The organism is Microbulbifer thermotolerans, from assembly GCF_001617625.1.
GTDB classification, from domain to species: Bacteria; Pseudomonadota; Gammaproteobacteria; order Pseudomonadales; family Cellvibrionaceae; genus Microbulbifer; species Microbulbifer thermotolerans.
On sequence record NZ_CP014864.1, the window covers coordinates 897,994 to 919,719 of the forward strand.

General features: G+C 56.4%; 9 protein-coding genes. All 9 read left to right on the plus strand.

What is annotated here, in order from left to right:
- The first annotated feature begins 3 nt into the window (after positions 1–3).
- Positions 4–2,013 carry a tetratricopeptide repeat protein gene (locus tag A3224_RS03840; protein WP_074903576.1) on the plus strand — a complete coding sequence of 670 codons (2,010 nt, stop codon included), beginning with the start codon at positions 4–6 and terminating at the stop codon, positions 2,011–2,013.
- Positions 2,010–5,132 carry a tetratricopeptide repeat protein gene (locus A3224_RS03845; protein ID WP_067151734.1) on the plus strand — a complete coding sequence of 1,041 codons (3,123 nt, stop codon included), beginning with the start codon at positions 2,010–2,012 and terminating at the stop codon, positions 5,130–5,132. Before A3224_RS03840 ends, A3224_RS03845 begins: the two co-directional genes overlap by 4 nt.
- A 133-nt stretch (positions 5,133–5,265) precedes the next feature.
- On the plus strand, positions 5,266–5,859 hold the full coding sequence (locus tag A3224_RS03850; protein WP_067151737.1) for a tetratricopeptide repeat protein: 594 nt from the start codon (positions 5,266–5,268) through the stop codon (positions 5,857–5,859).
- Between the two features lie 36 nt (positions 5,860–5,895).
- On the plus strand, positions 5,896–6,171 hold the full coding sequence (locus tag A3224_RS03855) for a hypothetical protein (protein ID WP_067151740.1): 276 nt from the start codon (positions 5,896–5,898) through the stop codon (positions 6,169–6,171).
- A 269-nt stretch (positions 6,172–6,440) separates the two neighbouring features.
- Positions 6,441–7,202 carry a MotA/TolQ/ExbB proton channel family protein gene (locus A3224_RS03860; protein ID WP_067151742.1) on the plus strand — a complete coding sequence of 254 codons (762 nt, stop codon included), beginning with the start codon at positions 6,441–6,443 and terminating at the stop codon, positions 7,200–7,202.
- A complete protein-coding gene (locus tag A3224_RS03865) occupies positions 7,202–7,792 on the plus strand; it encodes an ExbD/TolR family protein (protein ID WP_067151744.1) in 591 nt (196 codons plus the stop codon). The genes A3224_RS03860 and A3224_RS03865 overlap by 1 nt, the downstream gene beginning before the upstream one ends.
- Positions 7,789–8,322, plus strand: a complete 534-nt coding sequence (locus A3224_RS03870) for an ExbD/TolR family protein (protein WP_231902452.1) — start codon at positions 7,789–7,791, stop codon at positions 8,320–8,322. Before A3224_RS03865 ends, A3224_RS03870 begins: the two co-directional genes overlap by 4 nt.
- A 9-nt stretch (positions 8,323–8,331) precedes the next feature.
- Positions 8,332–9,711 carry an AgmX/PglI C-terminal domain-containing protein gene (locus A3224_RS03875; RefSeq protein WP_067151749.1) on the plus strand — a complete coding sequence of 460 codons (1,380 nt, stop codon included), beginning with the start codon at positions 8,332–8,334 and terminating at the stop codon, positions 9,709–9,711.
- A gap of 400 nt (positions 9,712–10,111) precedes the next feature.
- Positions 10,112–21,658, plus strand: a complete 11,547-nt coding sequence (locus tag A3224_RS03880) for a DUF11 domain-containing protein (protein ID WP_156481419.1) — start codon at positions 10,112–10,114, stop codon at positions 21,656–21,658.
- Positions 21,659–21,726: the final 68 nt, after the last annotated feature.

A 21,726-nucleotide genomic window follows, 5' to 3' on the forward strand; every position in this document is an offset into this window, starting at 1 on the left:
ATCATGTTTCCCCGACAGGCATCTTTTCCATGCTGGGCCATGATGGCGCTGCGGGCGGTTGTGGCCGTCCTGCTGTGCGGTAGTGCTGCTGCGGAGAGTGAGAGAGAGGAGCTCAAAGATCTCTTCTTCGGTGCGGCCATGTTTCAGGCCTATCAGGGGAATTACTTTGATGCGATTGTTGGCCTGGATACGGAACTCGACCAGTACCGCCAGCTGGACGAGCCAGAATTAGACCCCTTTACCGCGCACTTGGGGCAGGCGGAGTTTTCGGTGGGCGACCTCGAACTTTCTTATCGCATGCACCTCGAGGCGGGCCGTGCCATCGAGGCCGTGTTGAAAGGTGATGTGCCGCAGCCCGTACGCAATGAAGCTGCCTACCGGCTGGCAAAAATCCACTACCACAAACAGCAGCCGCTGAATGCGTTGCACGCCCTTGAGATGATCGATGGCCGAGTGCCGGAGCGAGTGCGTGCCGACGAGCAGTTTTTGCGCGCGCGCGTGTATATGGAACTCGGCCGTTTTGAGGATGCGGTGGAGCTGTTGCGCGATCTGAAAGGCGAAAAATCGCTGGATGGATTTGTGCAGTACAACCTGGGAATTGCGTTACTTAAATCCGGTGAGGAAGAGCGCGGCGTTTTGGAGTTGGCGGCGCTGGGTAAAAATAGAAGTTCGGACCCGGAAAAACAAGCGCTTTACGACAAAACCAATTTACTTCTCGGCACGTATCTGGTGGAGGCCGATCAGCTCGCTCTAGCGAGAACTTATTTTGATCGAGTGAATCTGGAAGGTCCATTCTCCAACCGCGCCCTGCTCGGTGCGGGTTGGGTGGAGGCGCGGGCCGGCCGCTATGACCGTGCACTGGTCCCTTGGAAATTGCTACAGGAGCGTAGAGTCACCGATGAAGCGGTACAGGAAGCTATGCTCGCTGTGCCCTATGCCTACGGCAAATTGGATGTTCACAGTACAGCGGCAATCAACTACGGCCGCGCTCTGGAGGTCTTTGGTAATGAAATCGATACTCTGAGCGCCTCCATTGACAGCGTCCGCGCGGGTAAATTTCTCGAGGCTTTGCGCCGCAAGGAGGCCACGCAGGTAAAGAATTGGGTAGTGGCTTTGCGGCAACTGCCAGATGCGCCGGAGACTCACTATCTGCTCGACCTGATGGCTTCCAACGACTACCAGAATTTTCTGCGCAACTACCGGGACCTGAATGACCTGTTTGAGCGCAACAAGGAATGGCTAAAAAGTCTCAGCGCCTACGAAGATATTATCGAGTTGCGCCGTGCTTATTACGAACCGCTTTTGCCGGATCTTGATCGGAAGTTTCGCGAGCTGGATGCGCGAATCCACCTGCGCATGGAACAGAGAGATAAGTTCCAACGCCGAATTGATCAGATGTTGGTTACCCGCCGCCCGGAATACTTAGCCAATGCCGACGAGCAGTACGCGCGCTTGCGGTTGCAGAGTATGCGCGAATTGCTGGCCGCAGGCCCTCGTCACTATAGTGAGGAAGTTGAAGCGCGTATTGCTCGGCTTGAGGGGGTTCTCAACTGGCGCCTCGCTACAGAGTACGATGACAGGCTGACCGACGCCTACAAGCACCTGCAGGAGCTGAATGTGGAGATAGCGAAACTGCAGACGGTGTACCAGTCCTATGTGCGCAGCCGGCAGGCCGCCACTCAAAGTTATACCGGTTATAACGGCAAAATTCACACTTTGCGGGAACAACTTCTAAACGCCCAGAGCCGGCTGGAAACTCTGATGGCCCGTCAGGGGAAAATGCTCGAATCACTGGCAGTCAACGAATTGGAACGCCGTCGCTCACAATTGGAGGGCTATCAGATCAAGGCCCGGTTTGCGCTGGCGGATAGCTATGACCGCGCCAATGAATTGCAGGAGCAGCGTGCTGATCAGCGCAAGATTGAGCAATACCGCGCAAAACAAGCGGAGCTGATACCCCAGGATACACCGCAGGAATTACAGGCACCTGCGAGTGAAGGAGGCGATCAGTGATTTTCCATAAACGTTTTTATGGTTATCGCCGTCTTGTACAGGTGACCACAGTAGCTTCCGCGGCACTGCTGCTAAATGCCTGTGCTGTAAACAGCGGCAAAACCATCGGCAGCCTGCACGATGTCGATATCGAAATAAAAGAGGAATATATCGACGGTAGCCTGGAAAAGGCGCTGGCCGCCTACCAGCGGTATCTGCAGGAAACGCCCGAAACCAGTCTGACTCCAGAAGCGATGCGGCGTATTGCCGACCTGAAAATCAAACAGGCGCACCGCGCTGAAGATGCGTTAGTGGACAGAGCTGCGGGCAGTGATACTGCAGTGGCCTCTGGTGCGGACTCCCGGGCCTCTGAGGTGCGACTGGATGCGCCGGCAGCGGGTAAACCCGTTGAGGCTGTGGCCGCGGCCCCAGAATCCGATACGACGCGCGTTGATCGGGAATCGGATGCGGAGTTCGAAGCGCGTGCCACTGCCGGAGTGAATATTGCTGCGCATTCCAGTGTTGCGGATTTGCCGGGTTCAAGCAGCGATGCTTTGCTTTCCGCCAATGCCCGCGAGGCTATCGATATTTACCGTGAGCTGCTGGTCAAGTACCCCTTTTATGAACGCAACGACCAGGTTATGTACCAGTTATCTCGTGCCTATGAGGAAACTGGGCAGATTGAGGCTGCGGTGGAAGTCTTGCGCAAGCTCGTAGCCACGTATCCGAATTCCCGCCATATCGATGAGTCATGGTTCCGCTTGGGAGAGTACTATTTCACCCGAAAAAAATACCTGGACGCCGAGGATGCTTACGGCAAAGTCATCGGTATAGGGGAGACTTCCAGTTTTTACGAACTGGCCCTGTACAAGCGCGGTTGGGCATTGTTTAAACAGGAAATGTACGAGATGGCATTGAATGACTACATTGCCATGCTCGACTATAAGGTGTCCCAGGGCTACGATTTTGAGCAGCAGACCAACGAGGTCGAGCGCAAACATGTCGAAGACACATTTCGCGTTATCAGCCTGAGTTTTTCCTACCTGGGCGGCCCCGATTCGGTAGTGGACTATTTCTCCCGCAAGGGGACTCGGGAGTATGAACCGCTGATATACAGTGGTCTGGGTGAGTATTATCTGGACAAACGGCGCTACCAGGATGCTGCCAAATCTTACAATGTATTTGTTGAGCGCAATCCGCTGCATAAAGTCTCAGCGGACTTCTCTATCCGCGTAATCGAAATCTATAAGAAAGGCGGCTTTCCCAAGCTGGTATTGGAAGCCAAGAAAGAGTTCGCTACAACCTATGCACTGGACGCGCAGTACTGGACTGTATTTGATATTAATGAATACGGCCCGGTGGTTGAATTCCTGCAAAGCAACCTGATTGATCTAGCCAGCCATTATCACGCTGCCTATCAAAATAAAAAATTGAAGGACAAGAAAGGGGAGAATTATCAGGAGGCGATACACTGGTACCGCAGTTACCTGAAGTCCTTCAGTGATAAACCGCGCGCACCAGAGATCAACTATCAGCTCGCCGGTTTGATGCTGGAAAATCGCGATTTTCACGCCGCCGCACTGGAGTATGAGCGTACCGCTTACCAATATCCGGCACACAAGGATTCCAGTGAAGCCGGCTACGCGGCCGTTTACGCTTACCGCGAACACCTTTCCAATAACTTTAAGGATGCCCCAAATGAGCAGCGGGCGCCGCTGTTGCGAGAAATTATCCGTTCATCGTTGACATTCGCGGATACCTTCCCGGAGCATGAAAAGGCACCGAGGATTATGGTAGGCGCCGTGGAAGAACTGTATGGCTTAAAGGATTTTTCAAAGACGATCGAAAATGGTCGCCTGTTATTGGAAAAATTCCCGACTGCAGAGCAGGATATACGGCGTTCTGCCTGGATGATGGTCGCCCACGCGAGCTTTGATACCGAAGCTTATGTAGAGGCTGAAGACGCCTATGGCCAAGCGCTGGCTCTAACCGCGGAGGATGCCGATGATCGGGCTGGTCTGGTGGACAATTTGGCCGCTTCAATTTACCAGCAGGGTGATTTGGCTAGGAAACAGGAAGATCACGCCGCGGCGGCACAGCACTTCTTGCGTATCCGCGAGGCGGCGCCGACTGCCAGCCTGCTGGCCACAGCGGAATACGATGCGGCAGCGTCTCTTATCGTGCTGCAAGACTGGACTCAGGCCGCGACGGTGTTAAACAGCTTCCGCCGCAACTTCCCCGAACATGAGCTCGCTAAGGAGGTGACCAAGAAGCTCGCCGTGGTGTACCAGGAAAGCGGTGAGCTGCTGCTGGCAGCGGAGGAGTTTGAGCGCATAGAAAGGGAGTCCGAGGACGATGATGTTCGCCGCGAGGCGCTGACGCAAGCGGCGGATCTCTACAGCGCCGCCGAGGCAAATGACAAAGCCCTCACCGTGCTGCGCCGTTACGTCAAACTCTTCCCAAGCCCCATGGAGCCGGCTCTGGAAACGCGACAAAAGATCGCGGACATCTATAAAGCCACTGACAGCCAGAAGCGTTATATGGATGAGCTGCGGGAAATTGTGCGAATTGAGCTGCGCGGTGGCGATGAACGCAACGACCGCACCCGTTTTCTGGCAGGAAACGCGGCTCTGCAGCTCGCACAACCGAAGTTCGAAGCCTTTACGCAAATTAAGCTGGTATCTCCTTTGGAGCGCAACATGAAGGAAAAACGCCAGCGCATGAAAGCCGCGGTTAGCGCCTATACGGATCTGATTGACTACCGGGTGGCGGATGTAACTGCTGCGGCGACCTACTACTTGGCAGAGATCTATTTCCACTTTAGTCAGGCCCTCAAGGAATCCGAACGTCCGACCAATCTGAGTGCGCTGGAGCTGGAGGAGTACGAACTGGCACTGGAGGAACAGATATTCCCCTTCGAGGAAAAAGCGATTTCGGTGCACGAGAAAAATGTTGAGTTGCTTGGTGCTGGTATCTACAACCGCTGGATTGATAAGAGTATCGGCAAGCTCGCTTCTCTCGTCCCGGCGCGCTACGCGCGCGCGGAGGAAGCTGGGCAATACATGGAAAGCATAGTCCCTCTTCCTCCGGCGCAAGAACAGGCCAGTGCAGATATGGCGGATTCCGGAAGAGAAGGTTAGGGGGGCGCGAATTGCTTTGCCGACCCTTGCGCTTGGTCCGTGGAGATGAATTGCCCGATGCGCCTCAACTGGTGACAAAATGAAAAGGAAATACTCTATCCGGCGGAGATTCGCGGTAGAGAAAAGAGCGTTTATGTTTCTAGGTGACAAAACATTACTGGCCCTGGCGAGCTTGATGATCACGCTTTTACTCGCTTCCTGTGCCGGCACGCCCACGGCAGGCGGGAAGGTGTCTGATTATTCAACAGTGCGGGTTTCGGGCAGTGTCAACCGCGATTTTGAACGCTCTTTAGAGTACCTGCGGGAGGAGAACTACGCGGCCGCGATTGAACTGCTCCAGTCTGTAATCGAGCGCGAAAAGCGCCTGCCGGCCCCTTACATTAATCTCGCTATTGCTTACTACAAAAATGGCGATGAAAAACATGCAGAAGAGGCTTTGCTACAGGCGCGTGATCTGGACTCGACCCATCCTGTGACTGCAAATGAGCTTGCGGTTCTCTATCGCAAGCAAGGCCGGTTCACCGAAGCGCGGAAAATTTATACCGACGCACTGGCGGAAAACCCGGATTATCTTCCTCTGATTAAAAATCTGGGCATTTTGTGTGATCTCTATCAGCAAGATATCCAGTGTGCTCTGGCACAATTCGAAAAGTACCTGAGTCTGTCGCCGGAAGACAAAGAAGTGGCTATCTGGGTGGCGGATTTAAAACGGCGGGCGAAAAAATAAACGCGTGCCAGAGACCGGAAACTGTGAGGTAAGGCCGTGAAAAGGCTGCTGATTGCGCTTTTGTGCTTCCCTGCTTTTCTCTGCGCGGAAGAAAAAAAGGTGGATACAGAGGTCAAGGAGCTATCCGGAATCTCAATTATTGGCAACAAAGAAGCACCGAAGTCGCTCTACATAGTGCCCTGGAAAAATTCCGAGGTGGGCGTGGAGAGCGAGTTGGTGTCCAGTCTTATGGATGACAAGCTCAAGCCTTTGGACAAGGAAGTCTTTACGCGCGAGCTGGAATTCTACGAGCTTAGCCTGACGGAAGACTGAAGCCGACGCTTGACCCGGGTCGGTAATCAGTGAGCGTTTGCTCACTTTGCCGTTTTAGGCACACGCAACTCTGCACCGGGTAAGAAGCGCGGATAATGGGCTGAACATTTCTAAAGCATCATATACAGAGCGGAGTCCCGCACAGTGAAAGGAGCGTTCTCGAGCGCTTTTGGATAAGTCGTCTCACTGGCGAATGCGCCCTGTGGATAACTTAAAGGTTACTTGGTCATCAACAAAAACTACTGCGGTCTTTATAAAGAGGGTTTGTAATGGACTTTTTTAACAGCGTAATCGCCTTTTTCCAGACAGGGGGAACTTTCATGTACCCCATCCTGGTGGTGGCGGCTCTGGGGGTCGCGGTGGCGACAGAGCGCTATATCCGTCTTGTCTATGAGCGCCATACCAATCGCGCCATGTGGGACAAGCTGCAACCGGTTCTGGCTTCCGGCGATTTCGACCGCGCACGCAATCTGGTTAAGCAGGATGATTCCAGTGTGAGCAAGGTACTTGCCATGGGGCTGGCTCGCCAGGGTACGGTGCGTCGTCGCGAAGATATCGAGATCGCGATGGAAGAGAGCATGATGGAAATTATTCCTCAGCTGGAAAAGCGCACCCCCTATGTAGCGCTCTTCTCCAACATTGCCACCCTGCTCGGCCTGCTGGGAACCATCATGGGGTTGATCGAAGCATTTACCGCGGTTGCCAACGCCAATCCGGCCGAGAAGGCGGATTTGTTGTCGGCCAGTATTTCGGTGGCGATGAATACCACGGCCTTTGGATTGATGACCGGTATTCCTCTGCTGATTGTGCACGCCTTTCTCAACTCTCTGACAGGAGAAATTGTCGACAGCCTGGAAATGGTATCGGTAAAAGCACTCAACCACATTTCTGCGTCCACCCGTCGGCGCTTCCAGGCCGAGGCCGCTCCGGTTGAGACTGCCGAAAAGGGGGACGAAGCGACTGCGGACGCGGAAAGTGAAGAGGTTGCGCCGGAGGCAGCCCCTGAAGACCAGCAAATGGAAAAAGCCTGATGAGAAGACGGCACCAAGGCAGAAACAAAGAAGCTCCGGAGCTGGACATCACTGCCTTCCTCAATCTGATGGTGGTGCTGGTGCCTTTCCTGCTGGTTTCCGCGGTTTTCTCGCGGGTCACCATTTTGGAGCTGGATATGCCCGCCGGTGCGGGTGGTGGTGCACCGGATGACCCCACTGTTACGGTGGAAGTGGTGGTGCGCAAGGAAGCACTGGAAATCAGCGATGGAGAGAAGGTTATCGCCCGTTTCCCGAATCTGAATGCCGGGGATGAGACCGCGGAAGACGTGCAGCAGGATCAGATCGACCAGCCCCTCCAGGGTGAGGAGGCTCTTGTCGTGCCGCCTACGGAGGAAGTCTACGATCTGAAAAAACTGAGCCAGTTTCTACTGCAGATCAAGGGCAGCTATCCCGATAAAACCGATTCCATATTGCTGATGGAGCCGGATATTGCATACGAGCACCTCGTCGGCGTGATGGACGCTGTGCGCGGCGTCGATGTGCGGGAAGAGGGGGCCGATCCGGACGATCTGGAAGCAGTGGAGCATGTGGTTTTATTCCCGGATATATCCATAGGAGATGCGCCGTGAGACACGAAAGTCGACGCATGAAGCGCATGGCCCGGAGCCACCGGCGCAAGAAAACCTCCGGGATGAATCTCACATCCCTGATGGATGTGTTCACGATTTTGGTGTTCTTTTTGCTGACCAATACCTCCAGCAATGAAGCCCTGGAGCCGCCGAAAGTCATCACCCTGCCGGACTCCGTGGTGGAAACCAAACCGCGTGAAACCGTCACTTTAATGGTGACAGACGAGGAGATATTGGTTGAGTCCAATTCAGTGATCGCCACTGAAGAGGTGATTAACAGCGAGGAAACCGTCATCGAGGCCATTAAGCAGGCGATGATCGCTGAGCTGAACAAGGCACTGCTGGTCGCTCAGGCCGGCGATGAGGAGGCTGCCGGTGATGAGGCGGTCAAGCAGCGGCCACCGGAAGTCAATATTCTCGCGGATAGAACAATACCCTTCAGTCTGCTGAAAAAGGTGATGTCCAGCTGTACTGAGGCGGGGTACACGAAGGTCTCTCTGGCGGTTATTCAGAAAGCATCGCAAGGTTAACGGAAGTTTGTGAGCAATTTTTCTCAACAGCAACAGGCGGTCAGTGACGAACTACAGATAGTTCGCCAGCGAATACTGGCGCTCGAGGAGGAGCGCCAGTGTATCGACGCCCAACTGGAAGCTCTGCGCGGAGAGGGTGCGAAACACCAACTGCTCGGAGAAATTTGTGACCGGCTCGATCAGCTGGAAGCCGCTGGCGCCGGTGCGCTTTTCTGGGCGGATGATTGCAGCGGGGAGACGGCTGAAAAAATCCTCTGCCGCGCTCGTCAAACGATCGGCAACTACAATTCCAGCCTCGAACAGCTGCAGGAGCAGCGCAGGCGGGTGTCCGATGAAATCGAGATTTGCGAAGACGAGCTCTGTGAACTGGATGAGCGCGCCGAAAACCTGCGGCGCGAAGAGGAAGAGGCCCAGTTCGAATTCGAGATAACCCGGGAGTACGAAGCGCCGGCATTCCGCCCGATGCAGATGCCCTGGCACACCCAGGGCGAAGATGAACGGCGCTTCCGCCGCTGTGTTTTGGCTTCGCTGTTTGTGGCTTTGCTGCTCGGCTATCTGGTTCCGCTGTGGAAGCTGCCGGAGCCGGAAAATGATGAAATTGTGGAAATCCCCGAGCGTCTGGCCAAGCTGGTGATAGAAAAGAAAACCAAGCCCAAGCCGCCGGAGCCGGAGAAGCTAAAACCCAAGGTTGAAGAGAAGAAGAAAAAGCCTGAGCCCAAGCAGGAGGTTGCGCAGCAGGATCCGAAACCGACCAAGGCTGAGAAGAAAGAGGCCCGCAAACGGGCCGAGCGCGCCGGTGTTCTGGCGTTCAAGGATAACTTCCAGGATCTTATCGAGGATGATCTCGACAACCGCCTCGGTCCCCAGACGCAACTCAGTACCGCGGGTAAAAAGGAAAACCGCAGTCAGCGCTCACTTATCACTGCGGCGGCGACGGCTGGCAGTGGCGGTATCAACACCGCCGAAATCAGCCGCAACGCCGGCGGTACGGGCACTGCGCTCGCCGGAGTGGCCTTCTCCCGGGTGGAGAGCTCTATCGGAACCGAGGGAGATTTTGCGGGTGAAGACCGGCCGCTTAGTGACGGTGTGGGACCTTCCCGGACAGACGAGGAAATTCAGATTGTCTTCGACCGTTACAAGGCCTCGCTCTACCGCATTTACAACCGCGAGTTGCGCGAGAATCCGGCCCTGCAAGGGAAGATGGTCCTGAAGATCACCATCGAGCCGGACGGCTCTGTGTCGCTGGTCGAAGTTGCCTCCAGCGATATGGATTCGCCGAGCCTGGATGCGAAAATCGTTGCGAGGGTGAAGCGGTTTAATTTTGGTGCCAAGGAAGGGGTGCCGACAATCACCATCCTCTATCCGATCGACTTCCTGCCGGCAGCATAATGCCGCCTGTACCTGCCCCTCTACCCGTAAGCCGGAGGGGCAGGGCACCTATAGCCCGGGCAGCTCACTGGGCTTCAACGTCGCTTTATCGCGAAGTGGCGAAATAGGCAGGCAATCCTTAAGAAACTACCTCAACTTCGCCTGAGAACCACTTGGCAAACCAGAAAAAAAATCCCTGCCCGAACACTAATTTTGATCTGCTTCACGGCTGTTAAAGCGCACAACCAATAAATTTCGCTCGCCGGGTGATTTATCCGGTGGTGGTGCCGTGTGCGCCGCGGTTGGAAATTTCGATGGTTAGAGTGGCGGCTTATAAGTGGCGATTATGTCGGATGCAAGCGGGCGGAAATTCTTGAAAAGAGCACTTTTTTGTTGCTTTTTCGCCTTTATAGGGTTTCTGTTGTCGCCTGTAAATGCCACAGCGCAACAGTTGTGTCCGCAACCGGATCTGGACATAACGTTACTGTCTAGCAGTTACTGTGAGCTTTGCGCCGGCGGCGAGGTGACTCTGCGCATTGCCAATAATACCCAGGCACAACCTGGAAACACTGGTAGCCGACAGTACCGCAACGAGAACCGCGATTTCAGCAATGTGCAGGTCACTCTGGATCTGGGACAACTGGACCAGGTTTATACGCCCGGATCTGTGACCTGGAATATCAGCTCCCTGCCTCGCGGTGCCTGGACGGATAGAACCGTCACACTGAGTCCCATTGCCGGCGCGCAGGAGCAACTAGTCGCTATCTCGCGGCAGATTGCGGCCAGTGCAACTTACACTTACGGCAATTGTTCCGGAGAAGAGTATCGGGATAGTGAAGGTGGCTGGTCTAATGATTGGGGGGATTGGGAAGCTCTGCCCGGGAGTGGCAGTCCGTCTTCCGAGTCGGAAAATTTTACCGATGAGCTGCCAATTAAGGAACCTGGCCCCGTTGTGCGCAAAGCGGTGCGCAATGTGGACGCGGGTATGCCGAGGGGCTTTTTTTCCAATTCGGCGAGTCCAAGTGGGGATGTTGTTTACGGTCATGAGGATGACGGCATTATCTGGCGGATAATCGTTCGCAACGGCGGCGATGCGCCGATGTACGACGTTATCTTTGATGACACTATGAACCCTTCCGGTGCCGCCAATATGGATATGGTTGCACTGTGCCGGACTGAAGCGGATGCCGAACAGGTGGCCAACGGGGCGAATCCCAGCTCGCTTACTAGCTGTTATGCGATCAGTGGGGATTCTCTTTCGGGCCGCCTTCTTTCGGACTTTGGTTATGGCAATTCCATCGCCGCCGGTAGCAGTGTAACGCTGTATCTGGCGGGCTATTTGCGTAATTCCTGTACCGGTCAGGTCAACACTTTTGACGGCGTGGAGTGGGGCTGTTTCCGCAATGGGAGCAGTGGCCCCCGCATTAATAATCCCGGTGATATCAGTGCCGGTGTTGAGAACGGATTGCCGAATTATTCCGATAACAGCGCCCGTTTTGGCGTGCTGTCAGAGCCAAATCTGAATCGCGGTATTCAGGGACTGAACAATGAAGGTCGGCTCAATTACGATGTGGAGTTTTTCGGGCTGCACGGCGAGTCGGAACCGGTGGGAATGCGCGGTATGGTGCGTATTACCCTGCAGAACCTGACTGGTGGCACCATTAATAAGGTCGTACTCACCGACACACTGCCGGATGAATATATTCTCGATCCCAATTTCGAGCCCCAGTTTGAAATCTCCTCATTCCGCGGTAACTACCAAGCCTATGCGGGACGCGTGTCTCGTTTGGATTGGGTCAACCGGGTTACTCCAGTCGCGGGAAATCAGAGCTATTTATCGGACGCCCGGCTGAAAGCACCGGTGTTTCGCCTGACATCCGATAACAACAGTCTGGGTACCATGGCCAATGGCGATCCCGATCAGGTGGATCTGCTTCGCCATGGCGATGAAGTCACTATTACCTTCCGCATTATTCAGGTCAACCAGAATGAGTCGCTGACTTATTACGACCGCATGGCGAATCTGGATAACCAGGATGAAAGCGGTGAGGACCCGGACTACTCCAGAATCGATCCTCCGGCCATGGGCACACTGACCAACCGGTTGAAAGTACGCTGGGGCGATTTCTGTGCCACTAATGGCTATGAACACGACGATATTCCGGAGGCGGTGCAGGAATTTACCCCCGATCCGGAAAACCTCAATGTAAGTATTCCCGACCCGCTCTATATTATTCGCGATGAGGGCTCGACACCGGTTAGGGTCAATATTTGGAACAGCGGCGGCCATACGGCCAGTGATTATCTGTTCTACGTTACCTTTGGTGAAACCATCAATGTGGACAGTGCCCCGGCACAATGTGCGCAAACCACAAACCCGCCCTACCTGAGCGGTAGTCAGGTACCCCTGTGGAACACCCCCGCGTGGTGGAATGATGGGAATCCAAATAGCGATGGCAATCCCCTGCCTAATAGTGCCAAAGTTTACGCCTGTGATGTCGGCGATCTCGCCGGTGGGGCCAGTGAAACGTTAGAATTTTGGCTGAGTAAAAATCACAACGTGGGCGATGACCTGACCATGCGCGCGGACGTGATCGGGCAGATTACGCTTGCGGAGCCCGGTCAGGAAAGCGACTGGGCCAGCAGCGGCGAAGCGCTGGTTTATCCCACACCAGCCAACCTGAATGGCGTTGACGGCACCACCCCCTCCCAGCAGCTGGCCAATAACTATACCCTGGACGCTGTGCGCGGCAGGGCACTGGGTTTCAACCTGCTCAAGCGCTATGTACCTGGGTCCTGTAAAGAAGCGCCGAATCGCGGTGGCAGCGATGGCGACGGCAGAAACAGCCCTCCACATATTTTGGTTGGCGAAGAGTGTGACTTTGATCTTTATGCCGGCGGCTGGTTCGGTTTTGAAACTCCCGGTTGGAATATTACGGTTGACTCCATCGCTGTGGCGGATGCCCTTCCGCTGCACGCTGGTGGTGACGACAGCAACACCGGGCGCCAGCACTATATCCGCAAAGAGGAAATCAGCGACGTCTGTTCCACCAGCGGTCTGCCTCATTCCCCCAGCTCTGTGTGCCGAGGTGTCATAACCCCGAGCGGGTTTTCTCCGTCCGCGCCTCTGGAAGAGGGCCCGGCCAACAGCCTGAGCTGGACATTTGGCGGTACACAAGTAACCAGCAAGGATTACTGGTTCCTGGCCAATATGACCACCCGTCTGCGCAACGAGCAGGAGGACCAGGTTAGCAGCCCCAACCAACACGGCGGTAAGAGTGTTGACTACGGGCGCACGAGCTTCCAGGTTACTTACGCAGATAACGATGGGGGTGAGATTTTTAGCGAGGTTGTTGCTAACGATGGCTCCGGTGGTAAAAGCGTCTGCTACAAATCAGGGGATGACTGGGAAAATCCGCAATTCGGTGCGGGCCAGGCATGTAATCCAGATTATCCCGGTTATCCACAGTGGCAGGACTGGACTGCTCAGCTGACAATCACTGAACCCAAACTGCATATCACCAAGGAAGTTTGTAATTTCACCCAGGCCGGGGAGAATCTCAGCGCTTGTGTTTGGGAAGACGAAAATGTCCGCGGCAGTAAGTTCGATGACTTCGTTTACCGTATCACGGTAGAAAACCGTCAGGAAGACGGCCCTACAGCCGCGCCCGCCTATGATGTGGTGATTACCGATATTCTCGATAGCCCGCAGATCTGTGTTTGGCCTTTTGATCGGGATGACTTGAACAATACGCCGGAAGGGGATTTCGGCCTGGTCGGTATCGACAATATCGGTGCCAATAATTACCAGTATGACCCGAGTAATCCCGATGCGGATATTCACTGTAAGGAAAATGGTGAGTCCGCGTACATCACTTTCTCTTACGATCACTCGGATGCGCTCAAGCAAATCGATGCTGGCGATAGTGTTGAACTCTTTTACCGGGTCACCCCGCACCGCACGGTGGTGCCGAATCAGATGTTCGACAACACCGCTAATATTTTCCGCTACGACAGTTTGAGTGCAGAAGCGGGAAATCAAACCGCGCCGCGTATTGAAAACGTCAACCACCCGGGGGCGGACGGCAGTGTACCGCCGCGTGCGGATAACCGCGCCCACGGTGGTGCGCGTATCTATTGTGTCGACGGTAGCGACTACTGCGGTTCCGACGCGGCCCGCATGACCATTATCGGGGTGGACTCAGAGCCCAAGGCGGTGGTGGAAACTTCCACTTACAACGCCGGTATTGCCACTGATCCGGATATGGCTTTGGGGCCAATAGTCGGTCCTGATGACCGTGTTGATGTGGTTGTGGGTGAGGAAGTGCGCTTCCGTCTGGTCGGCACAGTACCTGCCGCACGTTTGCGGAATCTCACCTTCCGCGACGAACTTCCGGATGGACTCCGTTGCGTGGAAGTGGAAGAAGTAGACCTTAGCGCTCTGGATCCGGATGCCAACTGGTACACCGGTGACGGTCCCACGACGCCAAAAGAGGGGACCACTTGCAGCGGCAATATTGTGGAGTGGCGCTATGGCGACCAGTATCTGCTCGACTATGACACCAGCAAATACGGAGACTTCGACGGCCTCTTCCCCATTACCCTGACCTTTGTGGCCAGGGTAGAAAACAACAGCATCACCGCGCATGGCGCCACGCTGACCAACCCGGGCGGTGTCGCGCAGATGACTTACGAGGACGCCGCGGGCAACCTGCAACAGCCAGCGAATTTCGATCCGATCAGCCTGAACGTGCGCGGCCCGCGCATAGAGCTGACCAAGGAATTCTCCGTCGAAGAAGTCGATGCCGATGACATAGTCACCGTCACCGTCACTGCCACCAACCCGGACTCCGCAACCAGCGCCACCGCCTACGATCTGCGGGTGCTTAACGATTTGCGCGGAACCAAATACCGCTATGTCGAGGGCAGTGAAGTCGGTGTAGATGTTGTCGATTTCCTGGATGGGGATACGAACGCGCCCATCTTCCGCTGGAATCGCAATGACACCGCGGCCCCCTACGCCATTCCTGTGGGCGGCTCAGTGACTTTCAGTTACAAGGTGCGCGTCGTCGGCGAAACGGAAGAGCCTGGTGTCACTGTGGCGCCGCACGAAGAGCTGATGAACACCATCGAAGCACGCTGGCAGTCGCTGCCGGGCAATGATATTGCCCTCAACGCGAGCGGGCTGATCGGTGACAATGGCGCGGAAGACGGGATGCGTATCGGTGATCTTCCGGGTGTCGCCGGGGATGTCAATGACTACGAAACCGATGCGCAGGACTCCACTACGGTATGGGGGCTGCAGTTTACAAAGGCCGATATTACCGCGGACAACAGCCCGGAATCCCGTACGATTGGATCGCACCGTCGCTTTGAATTGGTCATTGATTTGCCGGAAGGCATTACCAGTGGCGTGGAGGTTACAGATAACCTCAACAATGGCACGGTGAGTTATGTACTCAATACCGCTGATGCAAACTTCCCCCTCGAGTGCGAGTATCGGGACATAGAGGCAATCGATAGCGGTGCTGGCCCGGTCAGTGCCCCGGCCATTGATTCCGGCTGTTCGCTATTGGGCGTGCCGGCAAATGACAGCGCCGATACGGTTATCTGGAATATTGGCACTGTCGATACCGCCAGTGAGGACGACAGCGCCGCGAACGACAAGAATCCACAGATTCGCATCCGCTATTGGGCGCGGATCAATAATGACGACGCGACAGATGACGGTGACGAGCTCAGTAACCGCGCAACTCTGGAATACACCAATGGCCAGGATGGCAGCACCGAGCAGCTTCAGCCGCCGGCGACCGCCCCTGTCACCGCAGCCGAACCGCGCCTAAAAGTTGCAAAAACAGTCGCCAATAAAAATGGCAACGTCAATGCCCAGGGGGGGGACACGCTGGTTTACACCCTGGAAATCAGCCACGAGGCGTCCAATAGCGCAGCTTATGACCTGAGTATTGTCGACAGCCTGGCGCCCGAGCTGGTGCTGGATACTGGCTCCATCAACCTGACGCTGCAGGGCGCAGGTTGTGCGGCCGTGGACAGTTTCCAATTGCAGCCACAGACACAGCCGGACGGTTCCGTGGCCTGGGGCCGCATCCGGGGCGATGATAGCCTGGATCTGCCACTCGGTTGCGCCGTTACGCTGACTTACGAGGCCAGCGTGCAGGGCGCATTCGGTGGTGTAATCGAAAACAGCGTGCTGGTCGGCTGGACTTCTCAGAATCAAACGGACCCCACCCAGCCGTACGAGCGCGATGACAGTGACTGTATCGGCAACGCCGGCGGTGTTGCCAGTGGCCGAAATGATTACTGCACCTATGGCGAAGCCTCTATTGTCACTGAAGACAATACCTTCCTGACAAAAACGGTGGTCTCCGACAGCTACGATCCGGAAAACGACGCCAGTGTTCGCATCGGCGATACGGTGACCTACAGCCTGCAGTTAGGGCTGCAGCCGGGAATGACGCAGGAGCTGGTAGTGACCGACGAGCTGCCCGCCGGACTGGTACTGGAAACAATAGTCAGCACCAGCTGTGATGACGGCTACACCTGCTCGTCGGTGACACTGCCGACACTGCCGGCGACCGGTACCGTGGAATGGCGTTTCGGCGATGTGGAGCGCGATAATCCGGCACCGTTTGAAATTCAGTACATTGCCAGAGTCGTCGATGATCCCGCGCTCGCCGGGGATGCCAGTATCGAATTGCGCAACCGGGCGCTGCTGAGTTATGTCGGCTCCGACGGCCACCCCACGCCGACAGATCTTCAGGACGAAGCGGCCATTACTGTACTGCAGCCGGTGTTCGACCCACTGGTGAAATCGGAAAGGGGCGGCAAGCCCAACCCCTATACCGTTGTCGATTTGATAAACGACGTTATGCAGTTCCGCCTGCAAGCCTGCAACAGCGGTGGAGCCCCCGCATACGGTATTGAATTGACCGACGACCTGGCGCCGCAGATGGATCAGACCTCCATCGAAAATCTCGCGCTTTACCTTTTCGACGGCACCAACCTGGAGCCGCTGGTTGACGGGACCGATTACACCTATACCGCGCCGCAAAATCCCGGTGAGGACATGCTGTTCCAAGTGAGCAGACCTGTTGCGCCGGGTCAGTGTCTGTACATTGATTACGACATCGGTTTTCAGTCCGAAGTCGGCGGCGGCGAAACCTGGGACAATACCTTCACAATCAACCAGCACTGGTCGCAGCCGGATGCTTCCGGCCGCCAATACGCGGCACTACCCGAAGCGGCGCCCTTTGTGATGACCACCGCGGAGGCAAATGCCGGCCCGCTGCTCAAAGAACTGATTTCCCCCGATGACGGCACGGCGACCATTGGCGAAGAAGTGCGTTACCGCATCACCATTCCGCAGACGCCGGTGCCAACTTCCTCGCTCACCGATGTGGTGGTTACCGACACACTCGACGGCCTCGGTGACATCATGGTGTTCGAGAGCGCTACTTTGAATGGTGCACCTATTACACCGGCCAGCCCCACGGATCTCACTTTTGATATCGGTGTGATTACCGCGGGTACCAGTGCCGAGCTGGAAATTGTGGCGCGGGTGGCCGACGTGGATAACGCCGTGGACGGTACCGTTATCGTCAACAGCGCCGACTACAGCTATAGCGAAGGCGGCAATACGGTTGTCGGCGGCGGCAATTCCGTTGAACTTACCATCGTCGAGCCCAAGTTGATCATGGACAAGCAGGGACCCGACGGTGGCACGCTGCAATCCGGTGTGCCCGGCCGCTTTGTGTTGGACCTGCGCAACGAAGGCGGCGGTGAAGCCTGGGATATTACGGTTGTCGATCTCTTGCCCGATACCGACCAGGGCGGTCTCTGTCAGACGCCGCCGCAAATCGCCGCAGTAGAAATTGTCGATGCCGGCGGTACCGTATTGAGTGTACTGGCGGAGTCCACGGACTACAGCGCCGTTTTCGATGCCGACAACTGTACCCTTACCCTGACCGGCAGCGGTGCCAACGCCGTACTGCTGCCCGAGCACCATTTGCGCATCAGCTACGACGCTTACCTGGATGCGGATACCGAGCACAACGCGTCCCTGACCAATGTGGCGGGCGCAACCCTCTGGTACAGTCTGGAGAGCACACAGACCGGCGCGCGTGTTTATGACCCGGGCTTTACCAATGACCCGCCGGATGGTACGCCTTCGGTGGAAGACCACGAAGACGCCTATACCTTGACGGCGGAAGTCCCCAGGATTTCCTTCCACAAAGCGGTGGCAAACCTGACCAGTGGTCTGACTCCGGCGGCCACGGCGGCGCCCGGCGACCAATTGCAGTACACCCTGACGTTGACCAACCTGAACGATCTGGATGTCGAGAATATCGAGATTACCGATGAGTTGGGGCGCTTGAATGCCTTGCCGCTGTACGAATCCGGCACATTGCAGATTGTTTCGGTTCCGATGGGGGCCGACACCAGCGGCACCGATGCCATGGGGGGAACGCATGGTAGCGGGCTGTTGAATGTCAGCGGCTTGTCACTGGCCGCGGGCGAGACCCTGGAAATTATCTATGAAGTTACTTTAGCGGCTGTAATCGACAGCGGCACCACCGTGCTGAACCAGGCTCAGGTACAGCTGCCCGGCCAGGCGCTGCAATATAGTGACGATCCAAATATCAACGGTGCCGATGATCCGGACACCGTCGGCGATGAAGACCCGACACAGATTCTCATTGAATCGGCTCCGCTACTGGTAGTCGAGAAAACTTCCGCGGATCTCACAGGCGACCCCGACTTGTTGCTGGCCGGCGATACATTGCGCTACACCATCCGCGTGGAAAATACCGGCAATGAAAATATTGTCGATGCCATGCTGCGTGACCAGGTGCCGGCCAATACCACCTACGTGCCTGGTTCCACCACCCTGAACGGTGCGATGGTGGACGATGTCAATGGCAGCACGCCCCTGGCGGCGGGAATGTCGATTAATTCCCCGGGAGCGGAGGAAGGTTTTGTCGGTGCAACGGCCGCAGGTGCGGCGCCGGTTGTCGTTACGTTTGATGTCACCATCAACGATGTCAACGACGGCACGGTGATTTCCAACCAGGGCTATGTGAATGGCGCCGGTGCCGGCAGCGGCGCTTTTGATGAAGTGCCCTCAGACGATCCGTCCACCGATACGCCCAATGACCCCACGATCGACATCGTCGGCGACCTGCCGCTGCTGATCGCCCTTAAAACCGTGGAAATCGTCGAAGATAACTTGTCCGCGGGTGTTGTCGATCCCGGTGATGTACTGCGTTACACCATTGCGGTTACCAATATGGGCGGGGTGGACGCCACCAGGGTTGCCCTGACCGACCCCATCCCCGCCAACACCACCTACGTGGCCGGCAGCACCACCCTTAACGGCATGGTGGTGGCGGATAACGCCGGTGGTATGTCGCGCTTAGATGCCGGCCTGCCCATTTCCTCCGCCGACCTCACACCGCCACTGCCCGGTGCCGATGAGGGCGTGATTACGTCCATGCAGACAGCGACGGTCACCTTCGACGTGATGGTGAATGCCGATACGCCGCGGGGAACCATCATCAGCAACCAGGGCAGTGTCTACAGCGAGGAGCTGCCGCTGACCCTGACCGACGCCGACGGCAACCCGGCCAACGGCGCCCAGCCCACCCTTGTGGTGGTGGGCGATGCGCAGCAACTGGCGATCACTAAGGAAGTCGCTGTGGTCGGCGGCGGCGCCGCGGAGGCGGGCGCCATACTCGAATATCTGATTACCGTCACCAATATCAGCGCTGTGCCCGCCACCTATGTGGTTATTACCGACGACCTGCTGGTGGCGGGTGAGAATGTGCTCACTTATGTGGAGGACTCTGCGCAGCTGAACGGCCAGGCGGACGGAATTACCGTGGTCGATACGGTAATTAGCGCGGACTACTCCGCGCTCTACGGCGAGCTGCAACCCAATGAAATGGCTACCCTGCGCTTCCAGGCGAAGCTCTCGGAAGACCTGGAGATCGGTTACCGGGTGCTGAACACCGCCGAGGTGCGCTGGAATGATCCCCCCATGTACAACCAGGCCAGTGTCGCCATCGATGTGGGCGGCACGCCCGGTATCGCCAATGTGAGCGGTTACCTCTGGCACGATGTGAACTTCAACGAGCGCCTGGATGCGGACGAATCGCTGTTGAGCAACTGGACCGTGGATTTGTACTTCAACAACGCCTTGTTGGAGACGGTGCAGAGTGACGATCAGGGGTATTTCCAATTCCAGGGCCTGGTGCCCAATTACATGGAAATGGATGCTGTGGATGGTGCCAGCTACGAGCTGCGGTTCACCGCGCCGGATGCCGGTGAAAATACCGCATCTCTCGGTAACACCAGCTCGGATTACACCGACGGGCCGCAACATATCAGCGCAATTTTCTTGGAGTCTGGCGCCAACCCGCAGAACCTGAATCTGCCGATTACGCCCAACGGCACCGTCTACGACTCGGTGCTGCGCCAGCCCCTGGCCGGCGCCACCCTGACGATGCTGCGCGCCTCCAGTGGCCAAGCGCTGCCGGCACGCTGCTTCGACGACGAAAAACAACAGAACCAGGTGAGCCTGCCCGGCGGTTACTACAAATTCGATATCAACTTTAGTGATCCCGCCTGTCCCGCCCATTCCGACTATCTGATACAGGTACAGGCGCCGGGTGACGACTTTGTCAGTGGGCCGTCGCAGATTATTCCAGCGCAGACAAGTGCGGATACCGCCGGCTTTGATGTGGCGGCTTGCCTCGGCAGCAGCGCGGACAAAATCCCCGGCACCGCTGAGCACTGCGAAGTGCAACTCTCCGAATTGCCGCCGCCAGTGGATATCGATGCGCGCGACGAGGCTACTGATTATTACCTGCGCCTGACTCTGGACGACGACCGGATTCCGGGTGAAAGCCAGCTGTTTAATAACCATATTCCGGTGGACCCGCAGCTGGAAGGTGCGCTGACGATTACTAAAACGGCGGCGCTGTTGAACGTGACTCGCGCCCAGCTGGTGCCCTACACAATCACTTTCGGCAATACCCTGCCAGTGCCCATGACAGACCTGCAACTGGTGGACTTCTTCCCCGCCGGCTTCAAATACGTCTCCGGCTCCGCGCGTCTCGACGGGGAACCGCTGGAGCCGGAAGTGAACGGACTGCAGCTGATTTGGTCGGACCTGCGCGTAGAAGCGGAGCAGACCCGGGAAATGAAACTGTTGCTGGTGGTCGGCTCCGGTGTCAGCGAAGGCGAGTATGTGAACCGCGCGCGCATGTTCAACCAGCTGTCCGGCCAAGTAGCATCCGCCGAGGCATCCGCCACGGTGCGCGTGGTGCCGGACCCAACCTTCGATTGCACGGATGTGATTGGCAAGGTCTACGACGACAAAAATATGAACGGCTATCAGGATCCGGGAGAGGGCGGTGTACCCGGTGCGCGGGTTGTCACTGCCACGGGCCTGAATGCCACCACCGATGCCTACGGTCGTTTCCATATCACCTGCGCGGTAGTACCGGACGAAAATCGTGGCTCCAATTTCATTATGAAACTGGACGACCGCAGCCTGCCCAGCGGCTACCGCCTGACCACGGAAAACCCGCGCGTGGTGCGCGCGACACGCGGTAAAGCGGTCAAGATCAACTTCGGTGCCAGCCTGCACCGGGTGGTGCGCCTGGATATGGCCGAGGCGGTGTTTGAACCCGGCACAACCGAACTGCGTCCGCAGTGGCACTCCCGCGTCGACCTGCTGCTGGAAAAACTGAGTGAAGCGCCCTCGGTACTGCGCCTGGCCTATCTGGCGGAAAACGAAAACCCGGATCTGGTGGACGCGCGCCTGGCGGCCATCAAGGCGCGGATTGCAGACGCCTGGGCGAGCGAATACGACCAATACGAGCTGACTATTGAAACTGAAATTTTCTGGCGGCGCGGCGCGCCGCCCAGCAGGGGAGGATTGCAATAATGTCCTCTGGTGAAATTGGAATGATGAGAGGAAAACGAACGGCTCCCCCAATCTGGATTCTCGCTTTA